The following is a 23,817-nucleotide window of genomic DNA, read 5'->3' as shown; positions in this document are numbered from 1 at the left end:
GGCCGGCGGGGCCGCCCCCCCCGCCCGCCCCCCCCCGCGCCCCCCCCGCCCCCGCGGCCCCCGCCCCGCCCCCCCCCCCCCGGCCCGCCACCGCGGCGCGGTAGCCGGCAAAATGCTCACCCGCTCCGGTCGGTGGCGACCTCGCAGGTGAGCTGGATGAGCCGTTGGACGTAGTCCTCGTCGGAGCGGGTCAGGGGGATGACGACCGACAGCACGCCGACGAGGGTGCGCTGCCGGTACACCGGCGCGGCCACGGACCAGGACTCATTCGTCGATTCGCGAGCGCTGTAGGCATAACCCCGCGCCCTGACCTCGGCGCACTCGGCCCGAAGCGCGTCCAGTGTCCGGTATTGGCCGCCCGACAGGGCGAAGCCGTCCGTGCCGGCAGGCAGGCCGACGGGCTGGTTTTCGGCGTTGTTGAAGGCCAGCAACGCCTTTCCTGCCGCGCCAAGGTAAACCGGGCCCCGTTCGCCGGGCAGGCAGACCCGCCGGACCAGCTTGCTGGATTCCGCGGACTCGATGCACAGCCGGTCGTCGCCCGCGCGGACGAAGAACGCGCTCGTCTCGTCCGATCTCGCGTGCAGGTCCCGCACGGTGTCAGCGGCGATCGACCGGATGCCGGCCCACAGGTCCGTCGCGGAGATCATCGCGGTCAGCTCGGGGCCGGGAATGTAGGCCCCGTCGGTGTCCTGGCTGACATAGCCGGTGGCTTTCAAGGTACCGAGCAGGCGGGATGCCGTGCTGAGGCTCACTCCGGAATGCCCGGCCAGCGCGGTGAGCGTCTTCGGCCCGCGGGCGACCGCGGACAGCAGCGACAGCGCCCGCGTTACCGACCGGACCCCCCCGTTCGCACCGCTACTACTGTCCATTGCAGACACACTCCTCCGGACGGAACCTACCGGTCAGCTCGTAGTTCTCCAGCACCTCCGCGTACGGCGCGAAGTCGATGCCGCGCGCCCGCAGCCAGCCGTCGTCGAAATACGTGCTGGCGTACCGCTCGCCGCCGTCGCAGAGCAGGGTGACGATACTGCCCCGCTCCCCCCTCTCCGCCATCAGCCGGGCCACGTGCAGCGCCGCCCAGACGTTGGTGCCGGTCGACGCGCCGACCCGGCGGTTGAGCCGATTTGAAGCCCAGCGCATGGCGGCGATCGAAGCCCCGTCCGGCACCCGGAGCATGTCGTCAACGACACCGGGGACGAACGATGGCTCGACCCGCGGGCGGCCGATCCCTTCGATACGCGAGGATGCGTCGGTCCGCACCGTCGGATCGTCACGAAGCCAGCTGTCGATGAATACGGAATTCTCGGGATCGGCGACGAGCATGTGCGTGGGGTGCCGCCGGTACCGCAGATAGCGGCCGATGGTGGCGCACGAACCACCGGTGCCCGCGCTCAGTACGATCCAGGACGGGATCGGATGTCGTTCCGCAGCCAACTGCGCGAAGATCGACTCAGCGATGTTGTTGTTGCCGCGCCAGTCCGTCGCCCGCTCGGCGTGCGTGAATTGGTCGAGATAGTGGCCGCCCTTCTCGCGTGCTAGTCGCCGCGCCTCCTCGTAGACTTCCGCAGACTGTTCCACGAAGTGGCACTGCCCCCCGAAGGACTCGATCAGCGAGATCTTCTCGCGGCTGGTGGCTGCGGGCATCACCGCCACGAACGGCAGACTTAGCAGCCGCGCGAAATACGCCTCGCTGACCGCGGTCGATCCGCTGGAAGCCTCGACTACGGTGGTGCCAGGTCCGAGCCAGCCGTTGCACAGGGCGTACAGGAACAGCGACCGGGCGAGCCGGTGCTTGAGACTGCCGGTCGGATGCACCGACTCGTCCTTCAGGTACAGGTCCACCTCGGGCATGCCTGGGAGCTCGAAGACATGTAGGTGGGTGTCCGCGCTGCGGTTGGCGTCCGCCTCGACTCTGCGGACCGCCTCGGCGATCCAGGCTCGGCGCTCGGAAACCCGGTCTATTGGGCGTGCGAGATGGCTTGACTTCGGTTTGACCACATGCTCATACTACTGCCAAGCGGAAGCGATACAACCACCAGATGGAAGTTGTCCGGATCCGGAGGAACCCCAGTTGCCCGGCATGCTCTCGCCCGACGACCAAGCGCAGATCCACCAGCTGCTCTCCTCGGTCGCGTACGTCCTCGACGCGCACGACTACGACCGGCTCGGCGACGTGTTCGCACCCGAGATCCGGTTCGACAACCCCGGTCGACTCACCGCGGAGGGCCTGCCCGCGCTGATCGAGGCGTTCAAGGCCATCGCGACGCCCGCGCTGAGCCACCACATCACCAATGTGGTCGTCACTCCGGCCGGGCCGAACGAGGCCGCTTGCGTGTCCAAGGCGCTGACGCTCCGCCAGACCGGGGTCGCCGCCGCCGAGTACCGCGACACGGTTCGCCGCTGCGCCGACGGGTGGCGGATCTCCTCGCGCACCATTCGGCCGTTCGGCTAGGGGTCACTCGTGCGAAACTACGACGCGATCGTGATAGGAACTGGCCACAGTGGACTCATCGGTGCCTTCTACCTCGCCCGTGCCGGATGGCGGGTGCTGATGCTGGAGCGGCGGGACCTGGTCGGCGGCACCTGTGTCACCGAGGAGATCTTTCCGGGCTACCGCGGCAGCAGCGTGGCAAACGCCAGTCACAGCCTCGACCCGCAGATAATCCGGGACATGGAACTGGCCCGGTTCGGGCTGCGGTTCCGGCACCCTGAACTCGGTTCACTCACGATGTTCTCCGACGGACGCGCGCTGGCGCCGTGGCGCGACCGCGAGCGGCGGCACGCCGAGATCGTGAAGTTCGCCCGCAGCGAGCGTGATCCCGACGGCTTCTACGGCGTGCTCGACTTCTTCCGCACGGTGGCGCGGCAGATGGACGTGTCGTTCTACGATCCGCCCCCCAGTTTCGCGGCCGTGTCCGCACGGTTCCGGACGCCCGCGCAGCAGCGGGCGTTCGAGCAGGTAATGTTCGGATCCGTCGCCGACATCCTCGAAGAGCACCTCGACTCCCCTGAGCTGCAAGCGTTCTTCGCCGGGACCGCGGTGGCGACCAACCTCGTCGGCCCGCGCACCCCTGGCAGCGCATATTTGCTCCTGCAGCGTCCGCTGTGGGAGGAGTCGATGCGCCGCGCCGGCACCCAGGACGACAACGACCTGATGATGCGCAACGGCGCGCCCCTCGGCGGGATCGGCGCGGTCACCGGTGCGATGGCGGCGTCCTGCCGTGCCCTCGGGGTGGAGATCCGCACCGGCGCCGAGGTTACGAAGGTGCTGTGCGAGAACGGGCGGGCGATGGGCGTGGTGCTCGCGGACGGGACCGAGTTCCGGGCACGGCGCGTGTTGTCCAACGCCAGCGCCAAACTGACGCTGACCCGGCTGCTCGGCCCGGCGGATCTGGGCGAGGAGCTCTACCTGCAGGCCGAGGCGATCTCGGTGAAGGGCTCGTCGGCGAAGGTGCACCTGGCGCTCGACGGCACCCCCCGGTTCGCGGCCGCGACCTCCGCCGAGGAGAACGAACTGTTCTTGGGAACCAACTTCCGCGTCGCACCGAGCCTGGAGGTGTTGCAGCACGCCTATTCCGAGGCGGTGGCCGGGAGGTGGACCGACCGCCCGACGATCACCGGGATCATCGACTCGGCGCACGACCCGTCACTCACCCCGCCGGGCTGCCATTTCGTCAGCCTCAGCGTCCGTGGCGTGCCATACCACCTGGCGCACGGCACGTGGGACGAGCAGAAGGACGACCTGGGCAAGGCCGTCGTCGCGACGCTGGAGGAGCACATTCCGAACCTGTCGCAGGTGCTGGCGGACTACCACGTGTATTCCCCGCTCGACCTGGAGCGAGAGTTCGCGCTTCCGGAAGGCAACGGCGCGCACGGGGATATCGTGCCCGGCCACATCTTCGACTCCCGGCCGATGCCCGGCTGCGCCGGATCGCGCACCCCCGTCCCCGGCCTGTACCTGTGCGGGGTCGGCACCTGGCCCGGGAACTTCATGAGCGGCGTCACCGGCTACAACGCCGCCCGGCACATGCTCGCCGATGCCTGAGTCCACTGTAGAGGGAGACAAGCGACATGCACATCGGACGCGGCATCCCGCATGGCAGGGAAACCGGGCTGCGGTCGTCGACGACCACCGGCCAGGTCTGGTCAGATATCGTGCTCAACGAGGCCGGAACCCGCGCACTTACCATGTATTTCGCGCCCGGCTCCCGCACGCACTGGCACCGGCACCAAGGTGGACAGTTGCTGTACACGATCGCCGGGCAGGGTTGGATTCAGGAGCGCGACGGGGAAACTGCGACGCTCGGTCCTGGCGACGTGTGCTGGACCGAGCCCGGCGTGGAGCACTGGCACGGTGCCGCGCCGGACAGCCAGCTGATCCAGCTTGCCGTCCACTTCGGAGACGTCCAGTGGGGACCGGGTGTCGCGGACGAGGAGTACCGGTTGCCATGAGTACCACCACGCCCCCCGGCCGTGCCGCCGTCGAGCGTCTCGTGGGCAGCGCACCCGATGGCGACTGTTTCGACGTGTTCGAACCCGCGACCGGCGAACACCTCGCCCGAGTCGCTGAGTCGTCCACTGCGGACATCGAGACCGCGATCGTCGCGGCGTCGGACGCATTGCCCAGCTGGGCGTCGATGCCGTGCTGGCAACGGTTCGAGGTGCTGCGGCGCTGCGTGAACGGGTTGCGCGAGGTTGCCGGCGAGCTCGCGGAGCTGATCTGCGCGGAGACCGGCAAGCCGCTCGCCGAGGCCCGCGGCGAGGCGGCCAACACGATCCGCTTCTTCGAATGGTTCAGCCACGAAACCCTGCGGCTACACGGTGAGTACTGGCCGGGGATCACCGGCGATCGCGACGCGGCCGTGCTACGCGAACCGGTCGGGGTCGTCGCTGCTATCACACCGTGGAATTTCCCGGCATTCCTGGTGGCGTGCAAGGTCGGCGCCGCCATCGCCGCCGGATGCACCGTGGTGCACAAGCCCGCGGAACAGACCCCGTTGACCGCGCTCGCTCTCGCCGGGGTGTTCGAGCGGTCCGGGCTGCCTGCCGGGGTCTGGAACGTCGTGACCGCCAGCCGACCCGAGCAAGTCGGTGACGTGCTGCTGGGCGCGCCCGAGATCGCGTGCGTGAGTTTCACCGGCTCGCGCATGGTCGGCGAAGGGATCATGCGGGCCGCAGCCGGTACGATCAAACGCGTCCTGCTCGAACTCGGGGGGAACTCGCCCGCTGTGGTGCTGGCGGACGCCGATCTCGACCTCACCGCCGCCCAGCTCGTCCGGGCGAGGTTTTTGAACGCGGGCCAGGCTTGCATGGCCGCCAACCGCGTCTACGCCGTCGAGCCGGTCTTCGACATTCTGGTCGAAAAGCTCCGCGAGCACACGGAAACCCTGCGCGTGGGCAACCCACGCGAGGCAGGCACGAACCTCGGACCGCTGATCGACCTGGCCGCTGTCACACGGCTCGAAGATCAGCTTGCCGCCGCCGTCGACCAAGGCGGCAAGCTGGTCACCGGCGGCCGGCGGTCAAGCGAGAACGCCGTGAGCGCGTTCCTCGAGCCTGCCTTGATCGCCGCCCCCGGGGACGCTCCGCCCGCGGTGTTCAGAGAGGAGATTTTCGGGCCCGCGCTGGCTGTCGTCGGTTGCCGGAACGAAGAGGATGCCATCCGGCTGGCCAATGCGACCGAATACGGCCTCGCCGGGTACGTCTTCACGCGTGACCGCCAGCGGGCGCTCGCCGTCGCACGCCGGTTGGTGGTCGGCTCGGTCGCGGTGAACCGCGCGCTGATCAGCGAACCGCAACTGCCCTTCGGCGGGGCCAAGGCAAGCGGGCTCGGTCGCGAGCGCGGCCGGGCCGGGATCGAGGAGTTCCTCGAACTCAAGACGGTCCACTTAGGATAACAGAGGAGAGCACCTTGCCCGACAACGATGTATGCGTCGTCAATGCACGGGTGGTCACAATGGACGACCGGCGCACGATCGCGGACGCCTTCCGCTTCTGCGACGGCGTCGTGGTCTCGGTCGGTGACCGGGAGAGCGTGCTACGCGTGCCCGGCGACCCCGAGATCGTCGATCTCCACGGCGCGACTGTCCTACCTGGACTCATCGACGCCCACTCACATCTGGAACTGCTCGCGTACGCGTGGGAGATCGCGGAGGACTGCCGCGCCGGCCGAGTTTCCTCGGTCGCGGCGATCGTGGACGTGTTGCGGGACAAGGCGAACAAGACCCCCGCCGGAGAGTGGGTGCTCGGGCAGGGCGAGCACTACCAGCACCTCAAACTCACCGAAGGACGGTATCCCGACCGGCACGACCTCGACCAGGTCAGCGTGAACCACCCGGTCATGTACCGCGCCAGCTACCACCTCAACGTCTTCAACTCCCGAGCGCTGCGCGTGCTCGGCGTCGACGATCACACCCCGGACGCGCCAGGCGGTCGGATCGAGCGGGACACGGACGGCACCGCGACCGGGCGCACCTACGACATGTTCGCCGCTCTCGGCGGGCCCCAGCCGCCCCTCGGAGCTCTCGTCGACGGTATCAAGCGGGCACAGCAGCGTTATCTCAGCGTCGGGGTCACCGCGCTGGGCGACATCCTGCTGCACACCGAGGGCCTCGACGCGCTGCTCACGCTCGAAGACGATCTCCTGCTCCGCACCGCCGTCTATCCGAAGCTGCCCACCATACTGTCCAAAGAGGACATTACATCGGGTCGGCTCGGCGCGCACTTCGCCAACGCCGATCCGGCACGCCTGCGGCTCAACGGCGTCAAGATCTTCCTCGACGGTGGGCTCACCGCGGGCGCGGCCGCGCTCCACGACGACTACCCCGGTCAGCCCGGCTATCGTGGCGAACTGGCCTTCACAGACGAGGAGGTTCGCGAAATCGTCCGCATCGTCGACGACGCCGACCTGCAGATCGCCATGCACGCCATCGGCGACCGCGCGCTCGACCAGGCGATCGACGCCGTTGAAGCGCTGCCCGAAGCCCGGCACGGCGTGCTGCGACACCGGATCGAGCATGCCGGCAACATGTTCATGACCAGCGAGCGGGTCAAGCGACTCGCCCGGGCCGGGATCGTCCCGGTTCCACAGCCGGCGTTCCTGCTCACTACCGCCCCCGGCTACGTCAAGCACCTCGGGCGGGACCGGATCGGCCCGGTGATGCCGTTCCGCACATTGATCGACGCTGGGCTGCCCGTCCCGGGCAACTCCGACGCCATCGGCATCACCCCCGACCAGCATCACCCTTTCCCCGCGATGCAGGCCGCGATCTCGCGCCGCAGCCAGGACGGGGTGGTACTCGACCCGCAGGAGGCAATCACGGTCGACGAGGCGATCGCGATGTACACCCGATGGGCGGCCTATTCACTCGGCCGCGAGAACGAGATCGGCTCGATCGAAATCGGCAAGCACGCCGACTTCGTCGTCACCGGGGCGGACCCGTTGACCGCGCCGGACTTGGGTGCGATCACCGTCGAGGCGACGTGGCTGGGCGGCCGGAAGGTCTACTCGCGATGACCACCCGGGCCGCACTGCCGGAGGTTCCGCTCGCCACGAAGCCGGGCCTCGGCCGAACGCTGTGCGGGAGCTCGCTGTGGTTGTGCGTCCCGGCAGCCCTGTTCATCGTGGTCGTGTACGTCGTGCCGCTCGCCGTGCTGCTGGTCAGGAGCTTCACCGACCCCACTGTCGGGCTGCACAACTACGGTGCGGTGTTCGAGAACTTCGGGTATGTCTGGACGATTCTGCGCACCATCGGGATCTCCGCGATGGCCACCGCACTGAGCCTGCTGCTCGGGTATCCGCTGGCGCACGTCATGGTCACCGCCGGGCCGGGGTGGCGGAAGTTCCTGATGTTCTGCGTGATCACCCCGTACGTCACGAGTGTGCTGGTGCGCAGCTTCGCCTGGCAGGTGATTCTCGGCCGCCAGGGACTGGTGAACAAGCTGACCGAGGCGCTCGGCCTGGGCACGCACGACCTGCTGTTCAGCCCGTTCGCCGTCGCGGTCGGGCTGACGCACTACATGCTCCCGCTGATGATCCTGCCGCTGACCAGCGTGATGCGGCATGTCCCGGCAAACCTCGTGCCCGCCGCGCAGAGCCTCGGGGCCGCGCCCGCCACGGCGTTCATACGGATCTACCTGCCGCAGACCAAACCGGGGATCGAAGCCGGGGTCGTGCTGTGCTTCGTCTACGGCGTCGGCGCGTTCGTGATCCCAGCCATCCTCGGCGGCAACTCCGGAGCGATGCTCGGCGTGACGATCCAGGCGGCGATCGCGCAGCGAGCGGACTACGGTTTCGCCGCGGCCGCCGCCACCCTCCTCGCGCTGTGCGTGCTGGGTGTCGTGGCGCTGTACAAATGGCGCTTCGGCGGTTCTCTGGAAACCCTTGCCGCGCCGCGCAACGCGGCCCAGTCCGGCGCCACCGTTGCCGGCCGGACCTCGGCGGGCGTGCTCACGCGGATGCTGGCCGTGCTGGTCCGGCCGCTGGACACCAGCGGGATCTCGCGCGCGGGCTGGCTGCTCAAGGCGTACAGCCTCGTGGTCGGGCTGCTGCTCCTGCTGCCCCAGTTCATCGCGATCCCGGTGTCACTGTCGTCGTCACGCGCGATGGTGGTGCCGCCGCCCGGCTGGTCGCTCCAGTGGTACCGCAACCTCGCCGATGCGGCGTGGAGTGAACCGATCGTCACGTCGCTTCAGGTCGCGGCCGTGGCCGCTGTGCTCGCCACCACGCTGGGCACGCTGGCCGCCCTCGGCGTGGCGCGCAGTGGCCTGAGCAGACTCGGCGGGCTGACCAACACGCTCATGCTGGTACCGCTGCTGTTTCCCACGGTGGTCGCGGCGGCGGCGATGTTCGTCGCATTCCTCCCGCTGTATCTAACCGACAGCCGCACCGGACTGATTCTCGCCCACACCGTGCTTGCCATCCCGTTCGTGTTCATCGTCGTGCTGGCGAGCGCGCGCAAACTCGACCCGAAACTCGAACAGGCCGCGGCGAGCCTCGGTGCCCGGCCATGGAAGCGGCTGACCCGGGTGCTGGTGCCGCTGCTGCGGCCGTCCATTGTGGTCGCCCTGTTCCTCGCGTTCATCACCTCGTTCGACGAGACGTCAGTAGCGATCTTCCTCAGCGGCGTGCGGGTCAGCACGCTACCGGTTCAGATGTATGACTCGCTGACGATCCAGAGCGACCCGACGATCGCCGCGGCCGCGGTCGTGATCATGGCACTGGCCGGGGCCGGCGTCGGACTGGCGCCCCTGCTGGCCGCTTTGGGCTCCCGGAAGGGCAGGAAGAAATGACGAGCGCGGTCACCAGAGCGACGACGACCCGGCGCGGCTCAGTGAGCCTGCGCGGGCTGACCAAGGAGTACGCCGACGCACGGGCGGTCGACGGGATCGACCTGGACATTCCGGCGGGCGAGTTCTTCACCCTGCTCGGCCCGTCGGGCTGCGGCAAGACAACGACGCTGATGATGCTCGCCGGGTTCGTGCAACCCTCCGATGGCGGCGTGTTCATCGACGGCCGCGACGTCGCAAACGTCCCGCCGACCCATCGCGACATCGGCATGGTGTTCCAGAACTACGCGCTGTTCCCGCATCTGACCGTGTACCAGAACCTGGCTTTCCCGCTGGAGATGCGGCGGCTGCGGCGTCCGGAGATCGCCCGCCGGGTCAGCGAGGCGCTTAAGCTGGTCCGGTTGCAACAGTGGGCGGACAGCTATCCAGGGCAGCTTTCGGGTGGTCAGCAGCAACGCGTTGCGGTCGCGCGCGCGGTCGTGTTCAACCCGCCGGTGTTGCTGATGGACGAACCGCTCGGTGCGCTGGATCGCAAGCTGCGCCTGCAGCTACAGCTGCAAATCCGGAGCCTGCAACGGGAACTCGGGCTGACGGCGGTCTACGTGACGCACGACCAGGACGAGGCCATGTCCATGTCGGACCGCGTCGCGATTATGCGGCAGGGCCGGATCGAACAGGTCGGTACACCCGCGGAACTGTACGAGACCCCGGTGTCGATCTTCGTCGCCGACTTCCTCGGCGACAACAACACCATCCCCGCCCGGATCGTGGACGACGGTCACGTCAGTGTGGGAGACGTCGTGCTTTCCGTGCCGGCCCACGGGCTGGCCGAGGGCGCGGACGGCGTCGTGCTGGTCCGGCCGGAGCGAATCCAGATCAGCGATCGCCCGGCAACGTTCGCCGGTGTCGTCCACGAGGCCGTCTATCTCGGCGGTAGCAGCCAGTACGAGGTTGACGTGCCCGGAGCCGGGAGGCTCCGGTGCTCGGTCAGCCACAACGGGAGTCACACGGTCTGGGAACCTGGCCGGCGCGTCGGCGTCGAGCTGCCAGCCGGGTCAATTCGTGTCATGCCTAGGTCGGAGAAGGAGTAACGGAAATGAGCACACACGAGCCGATCGGGCGCCGACACTTCCTGCGCCTGGGGGCTATGGCCTCCGGCACGGTGTTCGGCGCCGGCTTCCTGTCCGCCTGCGGTGGTGGTGGCGGCGCGTCGAGCGAGCTGGTCTACGCCGGGTACGGCGGTTCCTACCAGGACGGTATCAAGTCGGCGATGTTCGACCCCTTTACCCAGTCGACAGGGATCGGCGTCAAGTACACCGCGGACGCCAACGACGTCACGAAACTGATTTCGCTGGCCGCCGCGGGCCGTTCACAGGACGACATCGCTGACGCGCAAGGCCCGGCGCTCGCCCAGCTGCGCGCCAGCGGCGTGCTGGAGAAGCTCGACCGGACCGTGGTGACCCACGATGACGTGGTCAACCCCAGCCTGATCACCGAGTACAGCATTCCGTACTACCAGTTCAGCCACAACATCTTCTGGAACGCCTCGATGGTGTCCGGCCAGATGAACTCGTGGGCCGACGTCTGGGACGTGCGGAAGTTCCCTGGCAAGCGCGGTTTCCAGCGACTGCCGTGGTTCACCCTGGAAATCGCGCTGCTGGCGGACGGCGTGGCGATGGACCGTCTCTACCCGCTCGACGTCGACCGGGCCTTCCGCAGCCTTGACCGGATCAAGCCGAACGCGGTGTTCCTGGACAACAACTCGCTCACCAACGCCGTGTCCACCGGCGAACTGGTCACCGCGGACCTGAACTTGTCGCGCGTGAAGACGATCATCAAAAGCGGGGTCAAACTGGAATACACGTGGAACCAGGCGATGGTCGACGTGGAACAACTGGTGGTGCTCCGCGGCGGCGCCGGCCGCGACGCCGCGATGAGGGCGGTCCAGTATTCACTCGAACCGGATACACAGCTGCGGATCATACGTGCCCTCGGCTACACGCCCACGTCTAAGGCCGCCCTCGCCCAAATCCCGGCGGCCGACGCGAAAGACCTGCCGGGCACCGCCGAAACCGTGGGCACCAGCTTCTACCTCAACGCGTCCTGGTGGGCGGACAACTACAAGACCGTGTCCACCAAGTTCCAGGGCTGGCTCACGTCCTGAGCCGCAGGCCACCACGCGTCCTGGCGCTGGAGCTCCGTGCCGTGGACGATGACGGCCCAGATGACGACCACGCACGACACCCGGGTATACGGACAGGTAAGCCAGCTGCGCCACGGCGTTCAGGGCCGCCAGCACCACGGCCACGACCCGCGCCCAGGCGTCGCCGGTGAACAGGGGCCTGCCGGTTGAGGTGCTCCGGATCCTCCAGCGAATCCGCAGCAGCCGGAGCAGGTGCTTGATCTGCCTTTGTAGCCGTTCGCCCGCGGGCGGACGGCCTTCACCGTCGTGCCCGCCAGTTCCGTGACGCGTGCTCCACGCCATCGGGAACGCCTTTCTCCTCGCCCCGCCAGGGTGTCTCCAGAACACGGTCCGCTTCGCGCCCGCCACCTGCGGGGAGGTGGGCGCGACCGAACCTGGCCCGCACCGAACAACGCTCAAGCACGCCGAACCGGGGTACCTCCGGCGGCGCGGAGCCGGGAGCGGACGCGGGCTTCGGCGACCATCGCCGGTTCGAGGCCACGGTGCACCTCGTCGGCGCGCAGCCACAGCGCTTCGGCCTCTTGGCCCCGTCGGCAAGCGCGGCCAGGTTTCCCAGGCCGGTGAAGGCACGTGCTTGCTCGTAGTAAGCCGACTCCGCCCCGGCCCGGTCGGCGGCGCACTGGCAGGCCGCAGTCGTCAACCGGTGCTCGTCCGCTTCGAAGTGGATCCACCCGAGGCAGTTCAGCGCGCGCACCGCATCCGCTTCGAGGTCGGATTCCTCGGCCTCCGCCAACGCCCGCTCAGCGGCCTCGACCGCCTCAGGGAACCGTTCCAGCGCGGTGAGCGCCAAGGCGATCCCCCGCCGTGCGATCGCGGCGTTGCGGGTGTTGCCGTCCCCCTCGTAGTGCTCGAGCGCGGCGCTCAGGTTCCGCAACGCCGAGTCGTGTTCGCCCCGGTAGTGCTCGACCCATCCGCGATTGGCCCGCACGGTGATCTCGCCGGGCTCGTCGCCGAGTTCCCTGTACAGCTCCGGCGCATCCCGGTAGCACTCCGCGGCACCGGCGAGATCTCCGCGATCGGCGAGCGCCACGCCGAGGTGCGAGTTCGTGCCCGCCAACGCACATCGGTCGTCCAGCCGCGCGGCGGATTCCCGCGCACGGCGGTGGGTCGAGATCCACGGATCCCACAACTTCGCCTCGAAGAAGAACCCGCGCAGCACGAATGCCAGCTGCCAGCAGCGTTTTTCCCCGAACCGGTGGGCGACCCGGCTCTGCCTCATCCGCCGCACCGGCTCGGGCTGATGGGGCATTCACCTGACTTTCCCTCTCGCTGGGAGGACCGTTGCCACGTCGAACTTCCAAGCACCCCCTGTACCGCTTGATCGGCGTGGCCACGCGCGCATCAGCGACGCGGCGAATCGTGGTGCTCGGCAACGTGAAACCGGTCGCGGACCTCGCGGCCGAGTGCGGGTTGGGGCCGGATCGTGCTTGACTCCCGCAACGAGATCGACCTGCTCTGCTCGGCGGCGCGAGATTCGGATCATCAAACACCGTGCCCAGCCGCGCGCACTATGAGGAGATCGAACTCCAGAGATGCCCTCTCGCAAGGCCGAAAGAAACCTTCAACAAGATCAATGGTCTCAGCCCAAGAGGGCATCTGGAGTTCAATCACTCCTAAGGAAGCAATTTCAACCGCGCTACCGGGGGCTGATAGTCCTCGCCGGCCTCGGTGGAGTCGAGCGACTGTTGCACCAGCACCTTAAGCGTGCCGATGAGATGGTCCTGCACCGCCTCGCCGGCACCGGACGCGTCGTTGGCGAGAACGGCGTCGTAAATCTTTTCGTGGGCGGCGAGGATGTCGGCGAGCGTTCGCGTCTTGATCGTGGAAAGGCCCAGTGCGTGCATCTGCGAGCGTGTGTTGGCCACCACTTTGACGACTCGCTCGTTGCCCGCCGCGCGGACAATTGTCTCGTGAAAGACCATATCGTGCTTCTGAAAGAGGCGTTCGTCGCCGGCGTCGCTCGCCTTGCGCATTCCGGCGAACGCCTTCTTGAAGACCGCGCGATCGCGATCGTTCATCTGCGTCGCCGCGCGATAGGCCGAAGGCGCCTCGAGTAGCAGCCGCAGCGAATAGATCTCCTCGATGTCCTTGACCGACAGTTCGAGGATGCGCACGCCACGGCTGCGTTCGAACCGGACCATGCCGTTGGCCGCGAACTGCAGGAGTGCCTCGCGCACGGGCGTGCGAGACACGCCTAACTGGCTCGCGATGTCCACGACCGAGTACAGCGAGCCGGGCGCCAATTCCCCGGAAAGGATGGCGGTTCTGATCTGTTCGAAAACCCGCTCGGTCAAGGAGGCGTTATCGCCCAACAGTGGTTTCACTCGTTCTTACCCTTTCCGTTGACAAGCGAGGAACCAGCTTTGCCAGTGCTATTTCGCCAGCATGTCAAAAGTGCCATCGGTCCCGTACCCCCTTTCGATCAGCCTACAAGAACGACAGGTCAGCGCCTTGGCTGGCCGGTAGGACCGTCTCGGCGTAGAGCCGCCGCCAGCCACGAGCCGGCAGCGGCGCGGGCGTGAACTCCCGCAGACGCCGTGCCAGCTCGTCCTCGTCCACGAGAAGGTCGATCCGCCGTGCCGGGACGTCCAGCCGGATGAGGTCGCCGTTGCGCACCGCGGCAAGCGGCCCGCCTGCCGCGGCCTCGGGATCGCAGTGCAGCACCACGGTTCCGTAGGAGGTGCCGCTCATCCTCCCGTCGGAAACCCTGACCATGTCGCGAACTCCCTGGCGCGCCAGTTTCGCCGGAATCGGCGGCGCCCCGGCCTCGGGCATGCCGGCGGCGATCGGGCCGGCAAGGCGTAGCACCAGTACGTGATCCGGGGTGATGTCAAGGTCGGGGTCGTCGAGCACCGCGGCGATGTCCTGCCCGGCATCGAGGACGAAGGCGGGGCCGGTGTGCTGCAGCAGTTCCGGGCTCGCGGCCGACGTCTTGATCACCGCTCCGTCTGGGCAGAGCGAACCGGTCAGCACCGCGAGCGCACCGGGCGGACCGAGCGGATCGTCGAGCGGCCGGATGATGTGTTGCGTGTCGTCGTGGGGCCGGACGTCGCTTAGCAGTTCGGCCAGGGAACGTCCGGTGACGCCGACCGTCGACGTTTCCAGGTGCGGTTCGAGCTCGTTGAGTAGTGCCGAGACCCCACCGGACTGATGGAAGTCCGGCATGTAGTTGGCGCCGGACGGTTTGCAGTCCACGAGAAGCGGAACCTTCGCGCCGATGATGTCGAAGTCGCCAAGCGACAGCTCGACACCCGCTCGCCGAGCCACGGCGATCAGGTGGACTAGCGCGTTGGTGGAACCGCCGAGGGCGGCCAGGACCTTGATGGCGTTCTCGAACGCGGCTCTGGTGAGGACGTCACGTGGTTTCGGCGTGCCCTGCCGGGCCAGTTCGACGGCGCGCCGCCCGGTGGCGACGCCGTGCCGTAGCCGTGCGCCGGTGGACGCACCAGGGGTGGCTCCGCCCGGGAGCATCATGCCGAGTGTCTCGGTCAGGCAGGCCATCGTCGATGCGGTACCCATGACTGCACAGGTGCCTGCGGTCGTCACCAGTTCGCTGCGCGCCTCGGTGATCTCCGCGGTGTCCAACTCGCCCGCGCGGTGGCTCGCCCACAGCCGACGGCAGTCGGTGCAGGCACCCAGCCGTTTCCCGCGCCAACTGCCCGTCATCATCGGCCCCACGACTTCCAGCAGTACCGGCTTGTCCGACGACGCCGCAGCCATCAGCTGCGCCGGCACGGTCTTGTCGCATCCGCCGAGCAGCACGGCTGCGTCCATCGGCAGCGCCTGGATCATCTCTTCGGTGTCCATCGCCATGAGGTTCCGGAACAGCATGGAGGTCGGCGAGGTGAGGATCTCGCCGAGCGAGATCGTGGGAAATTCCATGGGGAGTCCGCCGGCTTCGAGGACCCCCCTCCGAACCGCCTGTAGGAGGGCCGGCATGTCGCGGTGACACGTGTTGTAGTCGGACGTGGTCACCGCGATCCCGATCAAGGGCCGGTCGAGATCGACATCGTCGTATCCGCGGGAGGCGAGAAACGCGCGGCGCAGGAACCGGCTGAAACCCTCGTCGCCGTACGAGGTCCGGCTTTGGTCGACCGCGGACGTGAAATCATTCAAATCATTCTCAGACATGGTGGAACTCGCCTCACTTGTGGATAACGGGTCGCGGTGCTCAGCGGGTCAGCGGCATCGCGATAGGTCGCATCGGCGCGCCGGTCGCGCCTCGGATCTTCAGTCCGGCGCCGATGAAGGCGAACTCGTGGAGCGACTCCGCGGCGAGCTGTTCGCAGTCGACGAGCTCCATGATCGGCACCCCGGCCTCCCCGAGAAGGTAGGTATGGACCACTTGCCAGTTCTCGGGATCGTCGGCCGGCATCTGCTCGAGCGCGGAGTTATCGCCGCCGATTAACGCAGCCCCGGCCCTGGCCAGGAACCGTGCGCCGTCCAGGTTCAGCCCCGGGCTGTTGTCGATATAGCGCGCCGGATCCGGCCATTGGGTCATCCGTCCGGTCCTGACCAGTGCGATGTCCCCGGGCAAGAACGTGGTGCCCTGCCGTTTCAGCGCAGCGCGCAGGTCCTCGGCACCGATCCCGTAATTGGCGGGGAGCACATCCACCCCGTGCAGTCCGGCCACGTCGAAGAGCACGCCGCGGCCGATAAGGGGTGGGATCTTGTCAGCGCCGCACTTGGTCCAATGCCGCGAGCTCAGATGCTGCGCCGCGGAGAACCCGTTCCATATTTCGCCGTGGTAGCCGAAATGATTGAGCGTGTCGATATGCGTTCCGGTGTGGGTGTACATCGACACCGCGTCGCCGGAATAGGACACCAGCCGGTTTTGCGCATCCCCGGCCCCGGTCAGGTCGTCGAGGATCGTGCCCTCGGGCGTGTGGGTCATCCACTGCTGGAACGCCGGGTCCCCAGCCTTTACCCACGATGGCATGCCCACGAACATGTCGACGGACAAGTCGATCGCGGCACCGCCATCCGCCCGCCGGATCACCTCACGCGCCGATTCCGGCGACAGTAGGTTGAGCATGCCGATCTCGTCATCGGCGCCGAACGGGCTCTTGGTCACTTTCCGGAACTCGGCGGCGTACGCCGCGATCTTGCGGCGCGTCGCCTCGGTGATCAGCTCAGGCCCACACACGACCAATCTCCTTTCCTACCGTGCCTCGCGGGTCGACGAATCGACGGGACGCGTGATCTCCGTGTACTGAGCGGGTTTGCGCTCCGCGAAGATTCCGAGCTCGTATTCGCCGGGAATCATCACGAGCTTCTTCCGGCGCGCTTGGGCGAGGTCCACCTCGGTGCCGAAGACTCCGTGATCATTTCCGGCGTTGATCAACACCTCTCCGGCGGGCGAAACCACTTGGCTCTGGCCTAGGAAAGCCGTGCCGTTCTCGTCGCCAGCTCGGTCAGCGACCGCGAGGTAGACGAGATTCTCCAGCGCGCGGACCCTGGTGACGTGGTCGGCTAGAAACACGGCGTCCTGCGGCCAGGCGGTCGGCATCGCGATTACGTCCGCTCCCTGCAGGGCGAGCACCCGCGCCGATTCGGGAAAGCGTAGGTCGAAGCAGATCATCACGCCGATGCGCCCGATCGGGGTTGTCACGACGCGGGGGGCCTCACCGCGACCTGGCTCGACGAAGCGATCGGCGCCGAGGTAGGGCAGGTGCTGCTTGCGATAGGTCCCGAGCACGCCGTCGGGTCCAAGCGTCACCGCACAGTTGTAGAGCGCGTCGCCGTCGGTTTCGAGAAACCCGACCACCGCGACGGTCGACGCACGGCGGCATGCCTGCACGAGGTGCTCGATCCGCTGGTCGCCCAGGCCGATGGCCACCTGTTCGGCCTCCGCGCGCGAGGCGAACATGTAACCGCTGAGCGTGCATTCCGGAAACACGACGAGATCATTGCCCGCCGCCCCCGCCAGTTCGATCGCGTCGATCGTGGCACCGAGGTTGACGTCGACCTGCGGTCCCGCCGAAGGTAGTTGGGCAACCGCGATCCGTACCGCTGCGTCCGTCCGACTCAAGCCCAGAACACCGCCCTTCATTACTCCACTCCAGCCGATATTGGCACGCCGCATGCTGCATATCAAGTCTTGACATGCTGCATGCAGCGTGTCACTCTCATCGGCATTCTGGAAGTCATTGACGCAGGTCAGGGATCTACCGGCTGGACAAATTCGCCGAAAGACGGGATCGAGGGACATACCGATGAGTAACGCGGCCGTGGTCACCGGCGCCGCCAGCGGAATCGGGGCCGCGGTGGCGCGGTCCATCGCCTCCACCGGTAAACCCGTCTTGCTGGTCGATCGGAACGCGGCGGGCATCGAACGACTAGCGGCCGAGCTGCGATCCGAAGGGCTGCAGGCGCGCGCCGAACTTGCCGACGTCACCGACGAGGCCGCGGTCGAGGGCGCTGTCGACGCGGCACTCGACGAGTGGGGAAGGATCGACGGCCTGGTCAACTGCGCCGCCACGATGGTCTCGCGTCCCCTCACCGAGACCACGCTCGCGGACTGGACGCGGGTGCTCAGTGTGAACGCGACGGGAACCTTTCTCACCTGCAAACATGTTGTCCGGGCTCTAGTCAGGCAGGGATCGGGCGGCTCCATCGTCAACCTTTCGTCGATCTCGGGGAGAGTGGGGCTGCGCAACCAGCCCGCATACTGCGCGTCCAAGGGCGCGGTGCTCCAGCTGAGCCGTCAGATCGCCGCCGACTACGCGCGCCAGAAAGTCCGCTGCAACGTGGTGAGCCCGGGTTCGGTGCGGACCGACCAGCTGCGCACCTACCTTGCTGCGCAACGAGATCCGGCGGCAGCCGAACGTGAGCTCGTCGAATCCCATCCGCTACGGCGGATCGCGGACGTCGCCGAGATCGCCTCGGTCATCGTGTTCCTGCTGAGTCCCCAGGCGAGCTTCATCACCGGCGCCGATGTGCCCGTCGACGGCGGCTACACCGCTGTGTGACCGCCTTCCGGCCCAACAGAAAGGATTAGCGATGTCCCTCGGCCTACACGAATCCGTGCAACGGGCCGCGCACGCCCGGCGGCCACGACTGAGGCTGCCCCGCGGTCCGTTCGTGCCGGTGTGGGCGATGACCGCGGTGCTGTTCGCGATCAGCCCACTGATCGCGCCTGGCAGCCTTTCCGGGTCCGCGTTGAGCTCGATGCTTCCCTTCGCCTCGATCCTGGTCCTCGCCGCGCTCGGACAAGCCTTCGTGGTCACTCAGCGCGGCATCGATCTCTCCGTGCCGGGCGCGATGGCGCTGGCGGCCCTGTTCGCCACCAAGGTGCCCGAGCTGACCGGACTTCCGCTGGCCGTCTCGGCGGTACTCGGGCTGCTCGCCGGGGCGGCCGGCGGACTGGTCATCGGCGTGCTGGTGGTGCGGTTCGGGATCGCCGCGTTCGTGGCGACCCTAGCCATGAACACGATCCTCATCGGTGTCGTGCTAGAGGTATCGAAGGGATTTCCGGCGTCCGCGAACCCGGCCGTCAGCGCGTTCGCGACCGGTTCCCTGTGGGCGGTGCCCAACCTGCTGATCGTCGCCGCGATTCTGGTCGCCATCACCCAGTGGCTCCGGCGGCGCTCCGTGCTCGGGCGGCGTTTCCTGAGCGTGGGCGCCAACCCGGCCGCCGCACGGTTGCTCGGCATCCGAGCGGAGGGATACCAGGTGTCCGCCTACGCCATAGGCGGGCTCTTGTACGCGTTGGCGGGACTTCTGCTGGCGGCGTACCTGCGTACGCCCGACATCCTGCTCGGCAACACCTACCAGCTGTCGTCCATTGCCGCGGTCGTCCTCGGAGGAAGCCTGCTCACCGGCGGCATGAGCAGCGCGGTCGCCACCGGCGTGGCGGCACTGTTTTTGACCCAGCTCAACCAGGTCGTGCTCGCCGCCGGTGCCGCGACCTCGATTCAACTGCTCGTGCAAGCGGCCGTGCTCGCCCTGGCCGTTGTCTTGCGCCGCGTGCCGCTGAGCGCGATCCCCCGTCGGTTGAGCGGGAACCGGGCTACGTCTCGGTAGTCGGCATGCATTTCCCACCACATCCAGTAACCCTCACAATGGAGTGACAATGGTCAACAAACGACGCCCTGTGCTGGCAGGCGGGTCGATCGTCGTCGCGGCGCTCATAGCCGTCACCGGATGCGCGAGCCCGAAGGGCGGTTCCACCTCGAACGTCAACGAGGTCTACAGCGACAAAGGCAAGACCGGTGAAGTCTCCCAACTCAAATCGATCAACGAGTTCTGCGGCACCAAACCGCTGAAGGTCGCACTGGCCGACGGTACTGGGGACAACGCCTGGCGCAAGACGGCACGGGCCGAGTTCGAGGATGAGGCTAGCAAGTGCCCGAACCTCACCGTCATGCCGTATTCCGACGCCCAGAACAATCCGCAAAAGGCGATCAGCGACATCAAGGCGCTCGTCGCGCAGGGCGCCGACGCCATCGTCGTGTTCCCCGACGCGGGCCAAGCGCTCCTGCCAACGCTGCGGGAGGCGTTCCAAAACGGCGTAGCGATCGTGCCGTGGACCGCCAACCCGGGCGGCACCGCCGGTACTGACTACACCACGTTCGTCGGCCACAACACGATTAACGACGGGCACACCTGGGCCCGCTGGACCTGCGAGCACCTGGGGGACGCCGGTGGCAACGTCCTGTTCCTGGGCGGCACGCCGGGCAACACCCAGAGCACCACTGAGATCAAAGGCATCCAGGACGAGTTCACGAGCAACCCGGCCTGCAAGAACGCCAAGTTGCTGAACGAACCGGGCAAGCCGATCGACACGAACTGGAACCCGGCCCAGACGCAGCGGGTCGTCGCGGGCCTGCTGACCAAGTACAACCAGATCGACGCGATCATCTCGGACTCGGGCGACGGCTCGGTCGGCGGCGTTCGCGCCTTCGAATCGGCCGGCCGCAAGCTTCCGCTGTGGACGGCTAACGACAACAACGGCCTGGCGTGCGAATGGCAGAAGGCCAAGGCACAGCAGCCCGACTTCAATCTCGTGACCGTCTCGAGCCGGACCTGGCTCGTCCGCCTCGCGCTGCGCAAAGCCGTCGCCGCGAAGGAGGGCATCAACAACGACGAGCCGGACATCATCAACATCCCGATCTACGAAGACAGTTTCGACAGCGGCAAGCAACCGAAGTGCGAGTCGGCGCTGCCGACCAGCGCCATCCTCTCGGCCGAACTCGCGCCCGAGAAGCTCAAGAGCATCTACAACTGATCGATCTGTGCGCTGGTCCGTGGTCGGCGACCGCGGACCAGCACCGGAAGGGACTCACCCGATGGATGAATCGAGCGCCCGCCTGGTGATGCGCGGTGTGACGAAACGTTTTCCCGGTGTACTCGCCTTGGACGGGGTCGACTTCGAGGTCCAGGCGGGTGAGATCCACGCGCTCGTCGGCGGCAATGGCGCGGGCAAGTCGACCCTCATGGCAGTCGCTTCGGGCGCGGTGAAACCGGACAGTGGGCAAATCGCGATCGCGGGCCAACCGCTGGCCGAGATCTCGCCGGTGGCCGCGCGCGAGCAGGGCCTCGCGATCGCCTTTCAGCACCCGACACTGCTCCCGGATCTCACGGTGACGGAGAACCTCATGCTGTCGGTGCCCGCGGCGAAGCGTCCGCCCTTCGGCGAAGCGAGGCGATGGGCGACGGAGAAGTTGCGGGCGATGGGCATGCCGATCGATGCCACCGCCCCGGTTCGCGCGCTCACCCTCGCCGAGAAGCAGGCGGTCGAGATCTGCGGCGCACTCGCGTGCGACCCGAGCGTCGTCATCTTCGACGAGCCGACCGAACCGTTCATGTCCGCCGAGACAGAGCGGCTGTTCGAGCGGATTCGTGAGCTCGCCGCCCGCGGTGTCGCCGTCGTGTACATCAGCCATCGACTGCCCGACGTGTTCGCCCTCGCCGACCGCATCACGGTGCTCCGCGACGGCCAGATACGCGGCACCTTCAACCGGGCCGAGGTGAGCGAACAGGACGTCATCACGCGCGTCGCCGGGCGGGAGGTCACCTCGCTGTTCCCCGATCGCGCTGTCGATCCGGGCGAACCGGTCCTGCAGGTGCGGGACCTGACATCCGATCGACTGGGCGGGGTGAGCGTCGCCTTGGCCCGGCGGGAGATCCTCGGTCTCGCCGGCGTCGAGGGCAATGGGCAGCGCGAATTCATCCGGGCACTGGGCGGTGCCGCGCCGAGCCGAGGGCGGGTACTGATCGAAGGCCGACCGGTTGACGTGTCGAGCCCTCGCCGGGCGCGCGAGTCGGGTGTCGTGCTCATGCCCCAGGAACGTCATGTCGAAGGTGTCGCGACCATTCACTCCGTCCGCGAGAACCTGGCCGTCGCGGCGACCGACCGGACATCGCGCGCCGGAATCATCGCCATCCAACGCGAAGATCAGCTCGTCGAAAGGGAAGTAGTCGAGCTCGGCGTGAAGCTCGCGTCCCCGGACGTCGCCGTCGGAACGCTTTCGGGAGGCAACCAGCAAAAGGTGGTGCTGGGCCGTTCGCTGCTGTCCGATCCGAAGGTCCTGCTGTGCGATGAACCCACCCAGGGCATCGACGTCGGCGTCCGCTCGGACATCTACCACCGGCTGCGGGACACGGCGGAGGGCGGCGTGCCCGTCGTCGTGCTCAGCTCCGACAACGTGGAACTCGCCGGACTTTGCGACCGCGTCCTGGTCTTCTCGAAGGGCCGGGTGGTCGCCGAACTGGTCGGCGATGCGATCACCGATAACGCGATCACCGAGGCCGCACTGACCGGCTCGTCCGCCGAACGGGAAGAGCGGGCCGGGTCGCGGGAGAAAGCACCGGGACGCCGGTGGCGAAAGCTGCTGTCCAGCGAGCAAGGACCGAGCGCGTTCCTGATCGCCGCCATCATCGCGCTGACCATCGTCGGGACCGCCCAGAACGACCGGTTTATGTCCAGCTTCAACATCGCCAGCATGCTGGAGCTCCTTGGCCCGCTGCTGTTCCTGTCCGCCGGCCAGCTGATCGTGATGTTGACGGGCGGAATCGATCTCTCGGTGGGGCCGCTGAGCGGAGCGCTCGTCGTCGTCGCGTCGTTCTATGTCAGTGACGACTACGCCATGGGCTGGTGGGTCCTGGGGTTCGTGATGATGGTGTTGGTAGCCGGTGGAATCGGCTTGGTGAACGGCTCCTTGGTGAAGTTCGCCCGCGTCACGCCTGTGGTGGCCACACTCGTGACCTATATGGCACTGCAGGGTTTTTCGCTGTTCATGCGCGATGTCCCCGGCGGCTTGATCGCCGAACCGGTAACCTCGCTGCTCAAGGTCAAGATCGGCCCCGTCCCGTGGCCGGTGATCGCCGGGGTGGTAATTCTGGTCGTTCTCGAACTCGCGTCGCGCCGCACGATGGCCGGTTTGTGCCTGCGTGGCACTGGTTCCGCTGACCAGGCCGCGTACAAGCGAGGCATCCCCGTCACTCGCGTCTACGTCCTGGCTTACGTGGCGGGTTCGATGTGCACGCTGTTCGGCGCGTTCCTGCTGGCGGCACAGACCGGCATCGGTGACCCGACGGCCGGTATCTCCTACACTCTCGCGAGCATCACCGCGGTGGTCCTTGGTGGTGCTTCCATTTTCGGCGGACGCGGAAGCTTCATCGGAGTTCTCTTCGGGGTCCTGCTGCTTCAGGTGACACAGAACACCGCCTCGTTCGCCGGTCTCTCCCAGGCTTGGCAGTACTGGCTTCCTGGACTGATGGCGCTGGTCGCGACCGGACTGTTCGCCCAAGTACAACACCGCACCAAGCGTTGCGCACCGTCCAGCTGAGCAGTTCGGGAAATGGCGGCTTCATCACCGGCACGAGGGCGGGCGGCGAAATGCGCGGATTTCGGGAACGCCGCATAGCAATTCGCGGCTCAGATCATCGACAAAGCCAACCCCGTCGCGAACTCTCCGAGCAACGCCAACAGCCGCGGCCACGGTTGCTAGATCGGCAGAATCACGACGAAAAGGGCTCTTGTAACTGATCCGTGGGTGGCATGTTCCGGGGTTTTCGTCCCGGGGATGGGGCACGCCGTTGCCGCGTCTGGGCTTCTGGCTTGTCGAAGGCCAGGAACCAAGGAAGCGGACAACGACGTGCCGGATGCCGGTTTCGATGGAGCGGGCGATGCGGCGACGGAATCTGTTGCAGCCGGTGGAATACCACCGGGAGCGGCTCCGCGTTCGCATTCGACTTGGCTGCGGGCAGTCGAGGGAACGAAGACTTAGAGTTCCTAACAAAGAATTTTGATGTGTCGGTAGCAGATTATGCAGGTGGCCAGGCCGAGGAACGCCTCGTGGATGTCGTCGCGGCGCTCCCAG

Annotated in this window: 20 protein-coding genes and 1 pseudogene; 13 read left to right on the top strand and 8 right to left on the bottom strand. The window is 67.3% G+C overall.

The window, feature by feature from the left end:
• Positions 1 to 116 precede the first annotated feature (116 nt).
• Positions 117 to 869 (bottom strand): IclR family transcriptional regulator, encoded by a 753-nt coding sequence (locus tag ACWDKQ_RS27985; protein ID WP_450141755.1) that lies wholly within the window; start codon positions 867 to 869, stop codon positions 117 to 119.
• Positions 859 to 1,998 (bottom strand): PLP-dependent cysteine synthase family protein, encoded by a 1,140-nt coding sequence (locus tag ACWDKQ_RS27980; RefSeq protein WP_450141754.1) that lies wholly within the window; start codon positions 1,996 to 1,998, stop codon positions 859 to 861. Before ACWDKQ_RS27980 ends, ACWDKQ_RS27985 begins: the two co-directional genes overlap by 11 nt.
• Before the next feature lie 82 nt (positions 1,999 to 2,080).
• Here ACWDKQ_RS27980 and ACWDKQ_RS27975 point away from each other — a divergent pair, with 82 nt between their 5' ends.
• Genes ACWDKQ_RS27975 through ACWDKQ_RS27935 form a run of 9 tightly spaced genes read left to right on the top strand, consistent with a single transcriptional unit; the run spans position 2,081 to position 11,641 of the window.
• A complete protein-coding gene (locus ACWDKQ_RS27975) occupies positions 2,081 to 2,452 on the top strand; it encodes a nuclear transport factor 2 family protein (protein ID WP_450141756.1) in 372 nt (123 codons plus the stop codon).
• Between the two features lie 9 nt (positions 2,453 to 2,461).
• Positions 2,462 to 4,045 (top strand): phytoene desaturase family protein, encoded by a 1,584-nt coding sequence (locus ACWDKQ_RS27970; protein WP_450141753.1) that lies wholly within the window; start codon positions 2,462 to 2,464, stop codon positions 4,043 to 4,045.
• A 26-nt stretch (positions 4,046 to 4,071) separates the two neighbouring features.
• Positions 4,072 to 4,452: a cupin domain-containing protein gene (locus tag ACWDKQ_RS27965; RefSeq protein WP_450141752.1), complete on the top strand. Its 381-nt coding sequence runs from the start codon at positions 4,072 to 4,074 to the stop codon at positions 4,450 to 4,452.
• On the top strand, positions 4,449 to 5,897 hold the full coding sequence (locus ACWDKQ_RS27960) for an aldehyde dehydrogenase family protein (RefSeq protein WP_450141751.1): 1,449 nt from the start codon (positions 4,449 to 4,451) through the stop codon (positions 5,895 to 5,897). Before ACWDKQ_RS27965 ends, ACWDKQ_RS27960 begins: the two co-directional genes overlap by 4 nt.
• Before the next feature lie 14 nt (positions 5,898 to 5,911).
• On the top strand, positions 5,912 to 7,516 hold the full coding sequence (locus ACWDKQ_RS27955; protein ID WP_450141750.1) for an amidohydrolase: 1,605 nt from the start codon (positions 5,912 to 5,914) through the stop codon (positions 7,514 to 7,516).
• Entirely contained in the window at positions 7,513 to 9,291 is a 1,779-nt protein-coding gene (locus ACWDKQ_RS27950; RefSeq protein ID WP_450141749.1) for an ABC transporter permease subunit, read from the top strand. The genes ACWDKQ_RS27955 and ACWDKQ_RS27950 overlap by 4 nt, the downstream gene beginning before the upstream one ends.
• Complete coding sequence (locus ACWDKQ_RS27945) at positions 9,288 to 10,379, top strand: ABC transporter ATP-binding protein (protein ID WP_450141748.1); 1,092 nt, start codon at positions 9,288 to 9,290, stop codon at positions 10,377 to 10,379. The genes ACWDKQ_RS27950 and ACWDKQ_RS27945 overlap by 4 nt, the downstream gene beginning before the upstream one ends.
• A gap of 5 nt (positions 10,380 to 10,384) precedes the next feature.
• Entirely contained in the window at positions 10,385 to 11,452 is a 1,068-nt protein-coding gene (locus ACWDKQ_RS27940; RefSeq protein ID WP_450141747.1) for an ABC transporter substrate-binding protein, read from the top strand.
• Positions 11,453 to 11,512: 60 nt separating this feature from the next.
• The gene (locus ACWDKQ_RS27935) at positions 11,513 to 11,641 is read left to right on the top strand and encodes a hypothetical protein (RefSeq protein WP_450141757.1); all 129 of its coding nucleotides are present in this window, start codon (positions 11,513 to 11,515) and stop codon (positions 11,639 to 11,641) included.
• Here ACWDKQ_RS27935 and ACWDKQ_RS27930 read toward each other — a convergent pair.
• The 6 genes and pseudogenes from ACWDKQ_RS27930 to ACWDKQ_RS27905 form a co-directional block, all read right to left on the bottom strand.
• Positions 11,582 to 11,773 (bottom strand): annotated as a pseudogene (locus ACWDKQ_RS27930) (hypothetical protein); the annotation flags it as partial. The gene ACWDKQ_RS27935 and the pseudogene ACWDKQ_RS27930 overlap by 60 nt on opposite strands.
• Positions 11,730 to 12,710: a tetratricopeptide repeat protein gene (locus ACWDKQ_RS27925; RefSeq protein ID WP_450141746.1), complete on the bottom strand. Its 981-nt coding sequence runs from the start codon at positions 12,708 to 12,710 to the stop codon at positions 11,730 to 11,732. The gene ACWDKQ_RS27925 and the pseudogene ACWDKQ_RS27930, both read right to left, overlap by 44 nt.
• 394 nt (positions 12,711 to 13,104) lie before the next feature.
• On the bottom strand, positions 13,105 to 13,815 hold the full coding sequence (locus ACWDKQ_RS27920; RefSeq protein ID WP_450141745.1) for a GntR family transcriptional regulator: 711 nt from the start codon (positions 13,813 to 13,815) through the stop codon (positions 13,105 to 13,107).
• Positions 13,816 to 13,918: 103 nt separating this feature from the next.
• On the bottom strand, positions 13,919 to 15,622 hold the full coding sequence (locus tag ACWDKQ_RS27915) for a dihydroxy-acid dehydratase (protein WP_450141744.1): 1,704 nt from the start codon (positions 15,620 to 15,622) through the stop codon (positions 13,919 to 13,921).
• 40 nt (positions 15,623 to 15,662) lie between these two features.
• Positions 15,663 to 16,637: a cyclase family protein gene (locus ACWDKQ_RS27910; RefSeq protein WP_450141743.1), complete on the bottom strand. Its 975-nt coding sequence runs from the start codon at positions 16,635 to 16,637 to the stop codon at positions 15,663 to 15,665.
• A gap of 15 nt (positions 16,638 to 16,652) precedes the next feature.
• Positions 16,653 to 17,729 (bottom strand): carbon-nitrogen hydrolase family protein, encoded by a 1,077-nt coding sequence (locus ACWDKQ_RS27905; protein ID WP_450141742.1) that lies wholly within the window; start codon positions 17,727 to 17,729, stop codon positions 16,653 to 16,655.
• Here ACWDKQ_RS27905 and ACWDKQ_RS27900 point away from each other — a divergent pair.
• The 4 genes from ACWDKQ_RS27900 (at position 17,707) to ACWDKQ_RS27885 (ending at position 23,283) form a co-directional block, all read left to right on the top strand.
• Entirely contained in the window at positions 17,707 to 18,462 is a 756-nt protein-coding gene (locus ACWDKQ_RS27900; protein ID WP_450141741.1) for an SDR family NAD(P)-dependent oxidoreductase, read from the top strand. The two genes, ACWDKQ_RS27905 and ACWDKQ_RS27900, sit on opposite strands and share 23 nt — an antisense overlap.
• Positions 18,463 to 18,493: 31 nt before the next feature.
• On the top strand, positions 18,494 to 19,516 hold the full coding sequence (locus ACWDKQ_RS27895) for an ABC transporter permease (RefSeq protein WP_450141740.1): 1,023 nt from the start codon (positions 18,494 to 18,496) through the stop codon (positions 19,514 to 19,516).
• Positions 19,517 to 19,565: 49 nt separating this feature from the next.
• Positions 19,566 to 20,720 (top strand): substrate-binding domain-containing protein, encoded by a 1,155-nt coding sequence (locus ACWDKQ_RS27890; protein ID WP_450141739.1) that lies wholly within the window; start codon positions 19,566 to 19,568, stop codon positions 20,718 to 20,720.
• Between the two features lie 61 nt (positions 20,721 to 20,781).
• Positions 20,782 to 23,283, top strand: a complete 2,502-nt coding sequence (locus tag ACWDKQ_RS27885) for an ATP-binding cassette domain-containing protein (RefSeq protein WP_450141738.1) — start codon at positions 20,782 to 20,784, stop codon at positions 23,281 to 23,283.
• Positions 23,284 to 23,817: the final 534 nt, after the last annotated feature.

The organism is Saccharopolyspora sp. NPDC000995 (assembly GCF_053599315.1).
This window is presented reverse-complemented; position numbering and strand designations above follow the sequence as displayed.

What these genes read in the sequence shown, in the direction of transcription:
- ACWDKQ_RS27890 (WP_450141739.1), top strand. Translation starts at nt 19,566, where the DNA reads ATGGTCAACAAACGACGCCCTGTGCTGGCAGGCGGGTCGATCGTCGTC.
- ACWDKQ_RS27885 (WP_450141738.1), top strand. Translation starts at nt 20,782, where the DNA reads ATGGATGAATCGAGCGCCCGCCTGGTGATGCGCGGTGTGACGAAACGT.
- ACWDKQ_RS27935 (WP_450141757.1), top strand. Translation starts at nt 11,513, where the DNA reads ATGACGACCACGCACGACACCCGGGTATACGGACAGGTAAGCCAGCTG.
- ACWDKQ_RS27915 (WP_450141744.1), bottom strand. Translation starts at nt 15,622, where the DNA reads ATGTCTGAGAATGATTTGAATGATTTCACGTCCGCGGTCGACCAAAGC.
- ACWDKQ_RS27985 (WP_450141755.1), bottom strand. Translation starts at nt 869, where the DNA reads ATGGACAGTAGTAGCGGTGCGAACGGGGGGGTCCGGTCGGTAACGCGG.
- ACWDKQ_RS27975 (WP_450141756.1), top strand. Translation starts at nt 2,081, where the DNA reads ATGCTCTCGCCCGACGACCAAGCGCAGATCCACCAGCTGCTCTCCTCG.
- ACWDKQ_RS27940 (WP_450141747.1), top strand. Translation starts at nt 10,385, where the DNA reads ATGAGCACACACGAGCCGATCGGGCGCCGACACTTCCTGCGCCTGGGG.
- ACWDKQ_RS27950 (WP_450141749.1), top strand. Translation starts at nt 7,513, where the DNA reads ATGACCACCCGGGCCGCACTGCCGGAGGTTCCGCTCGCCACGAAGCCG.
- ACWDKQ_RS27960 (WP_450141751.1), top strand. Translation starts at nt 4,449, where the DNA reads ATGAGTACCACCACGCCCCCCGGCCGTGCCGCCGTCGAGCGTCTCGTG.
- ACWDKQ_RS27895 (WP_450141740.1), top strand. Translation starts at nt 18,494, where the DNA reads ATGTCCCTCGGCCTACACGAATCCGTGCAACGGGCCGCGCACGCCCGG.
- ACWDKQ_RS27965 (WP_450141752.1), top strand. Translation starts at nt 4,072, where the DNA reads ATGCACATCGGACGCGGCATCCCGCATGGCAGGGAAACCGGGCTGCGG.
- ACWDKQ_RS27900 (WP_450141741.1), top strand. Translation starts at nt 17,707, where the DNA reads ATGAGTAACGCGGCCGTGGTCACCGGCGCCGCCAGCGGAATCGGGGCC.
- ACWDKQ_RS27945 (WP_450141748.1), top strand. Translation starts at nt 9,288, where the DNA reads ATGACGAGCGCGGTCACCAGAGCGACGACGACCCGGCGCGGCTCAGTG.
- ACWDKQ_RS27925 (WP_450141746.1), bottom strand. Translation starts at nt 12,710, where the DNA reads ATGAGGCAGAGCCGGGTCGCCCACCGGTTCGGGGAAAAACGCTGCTGG.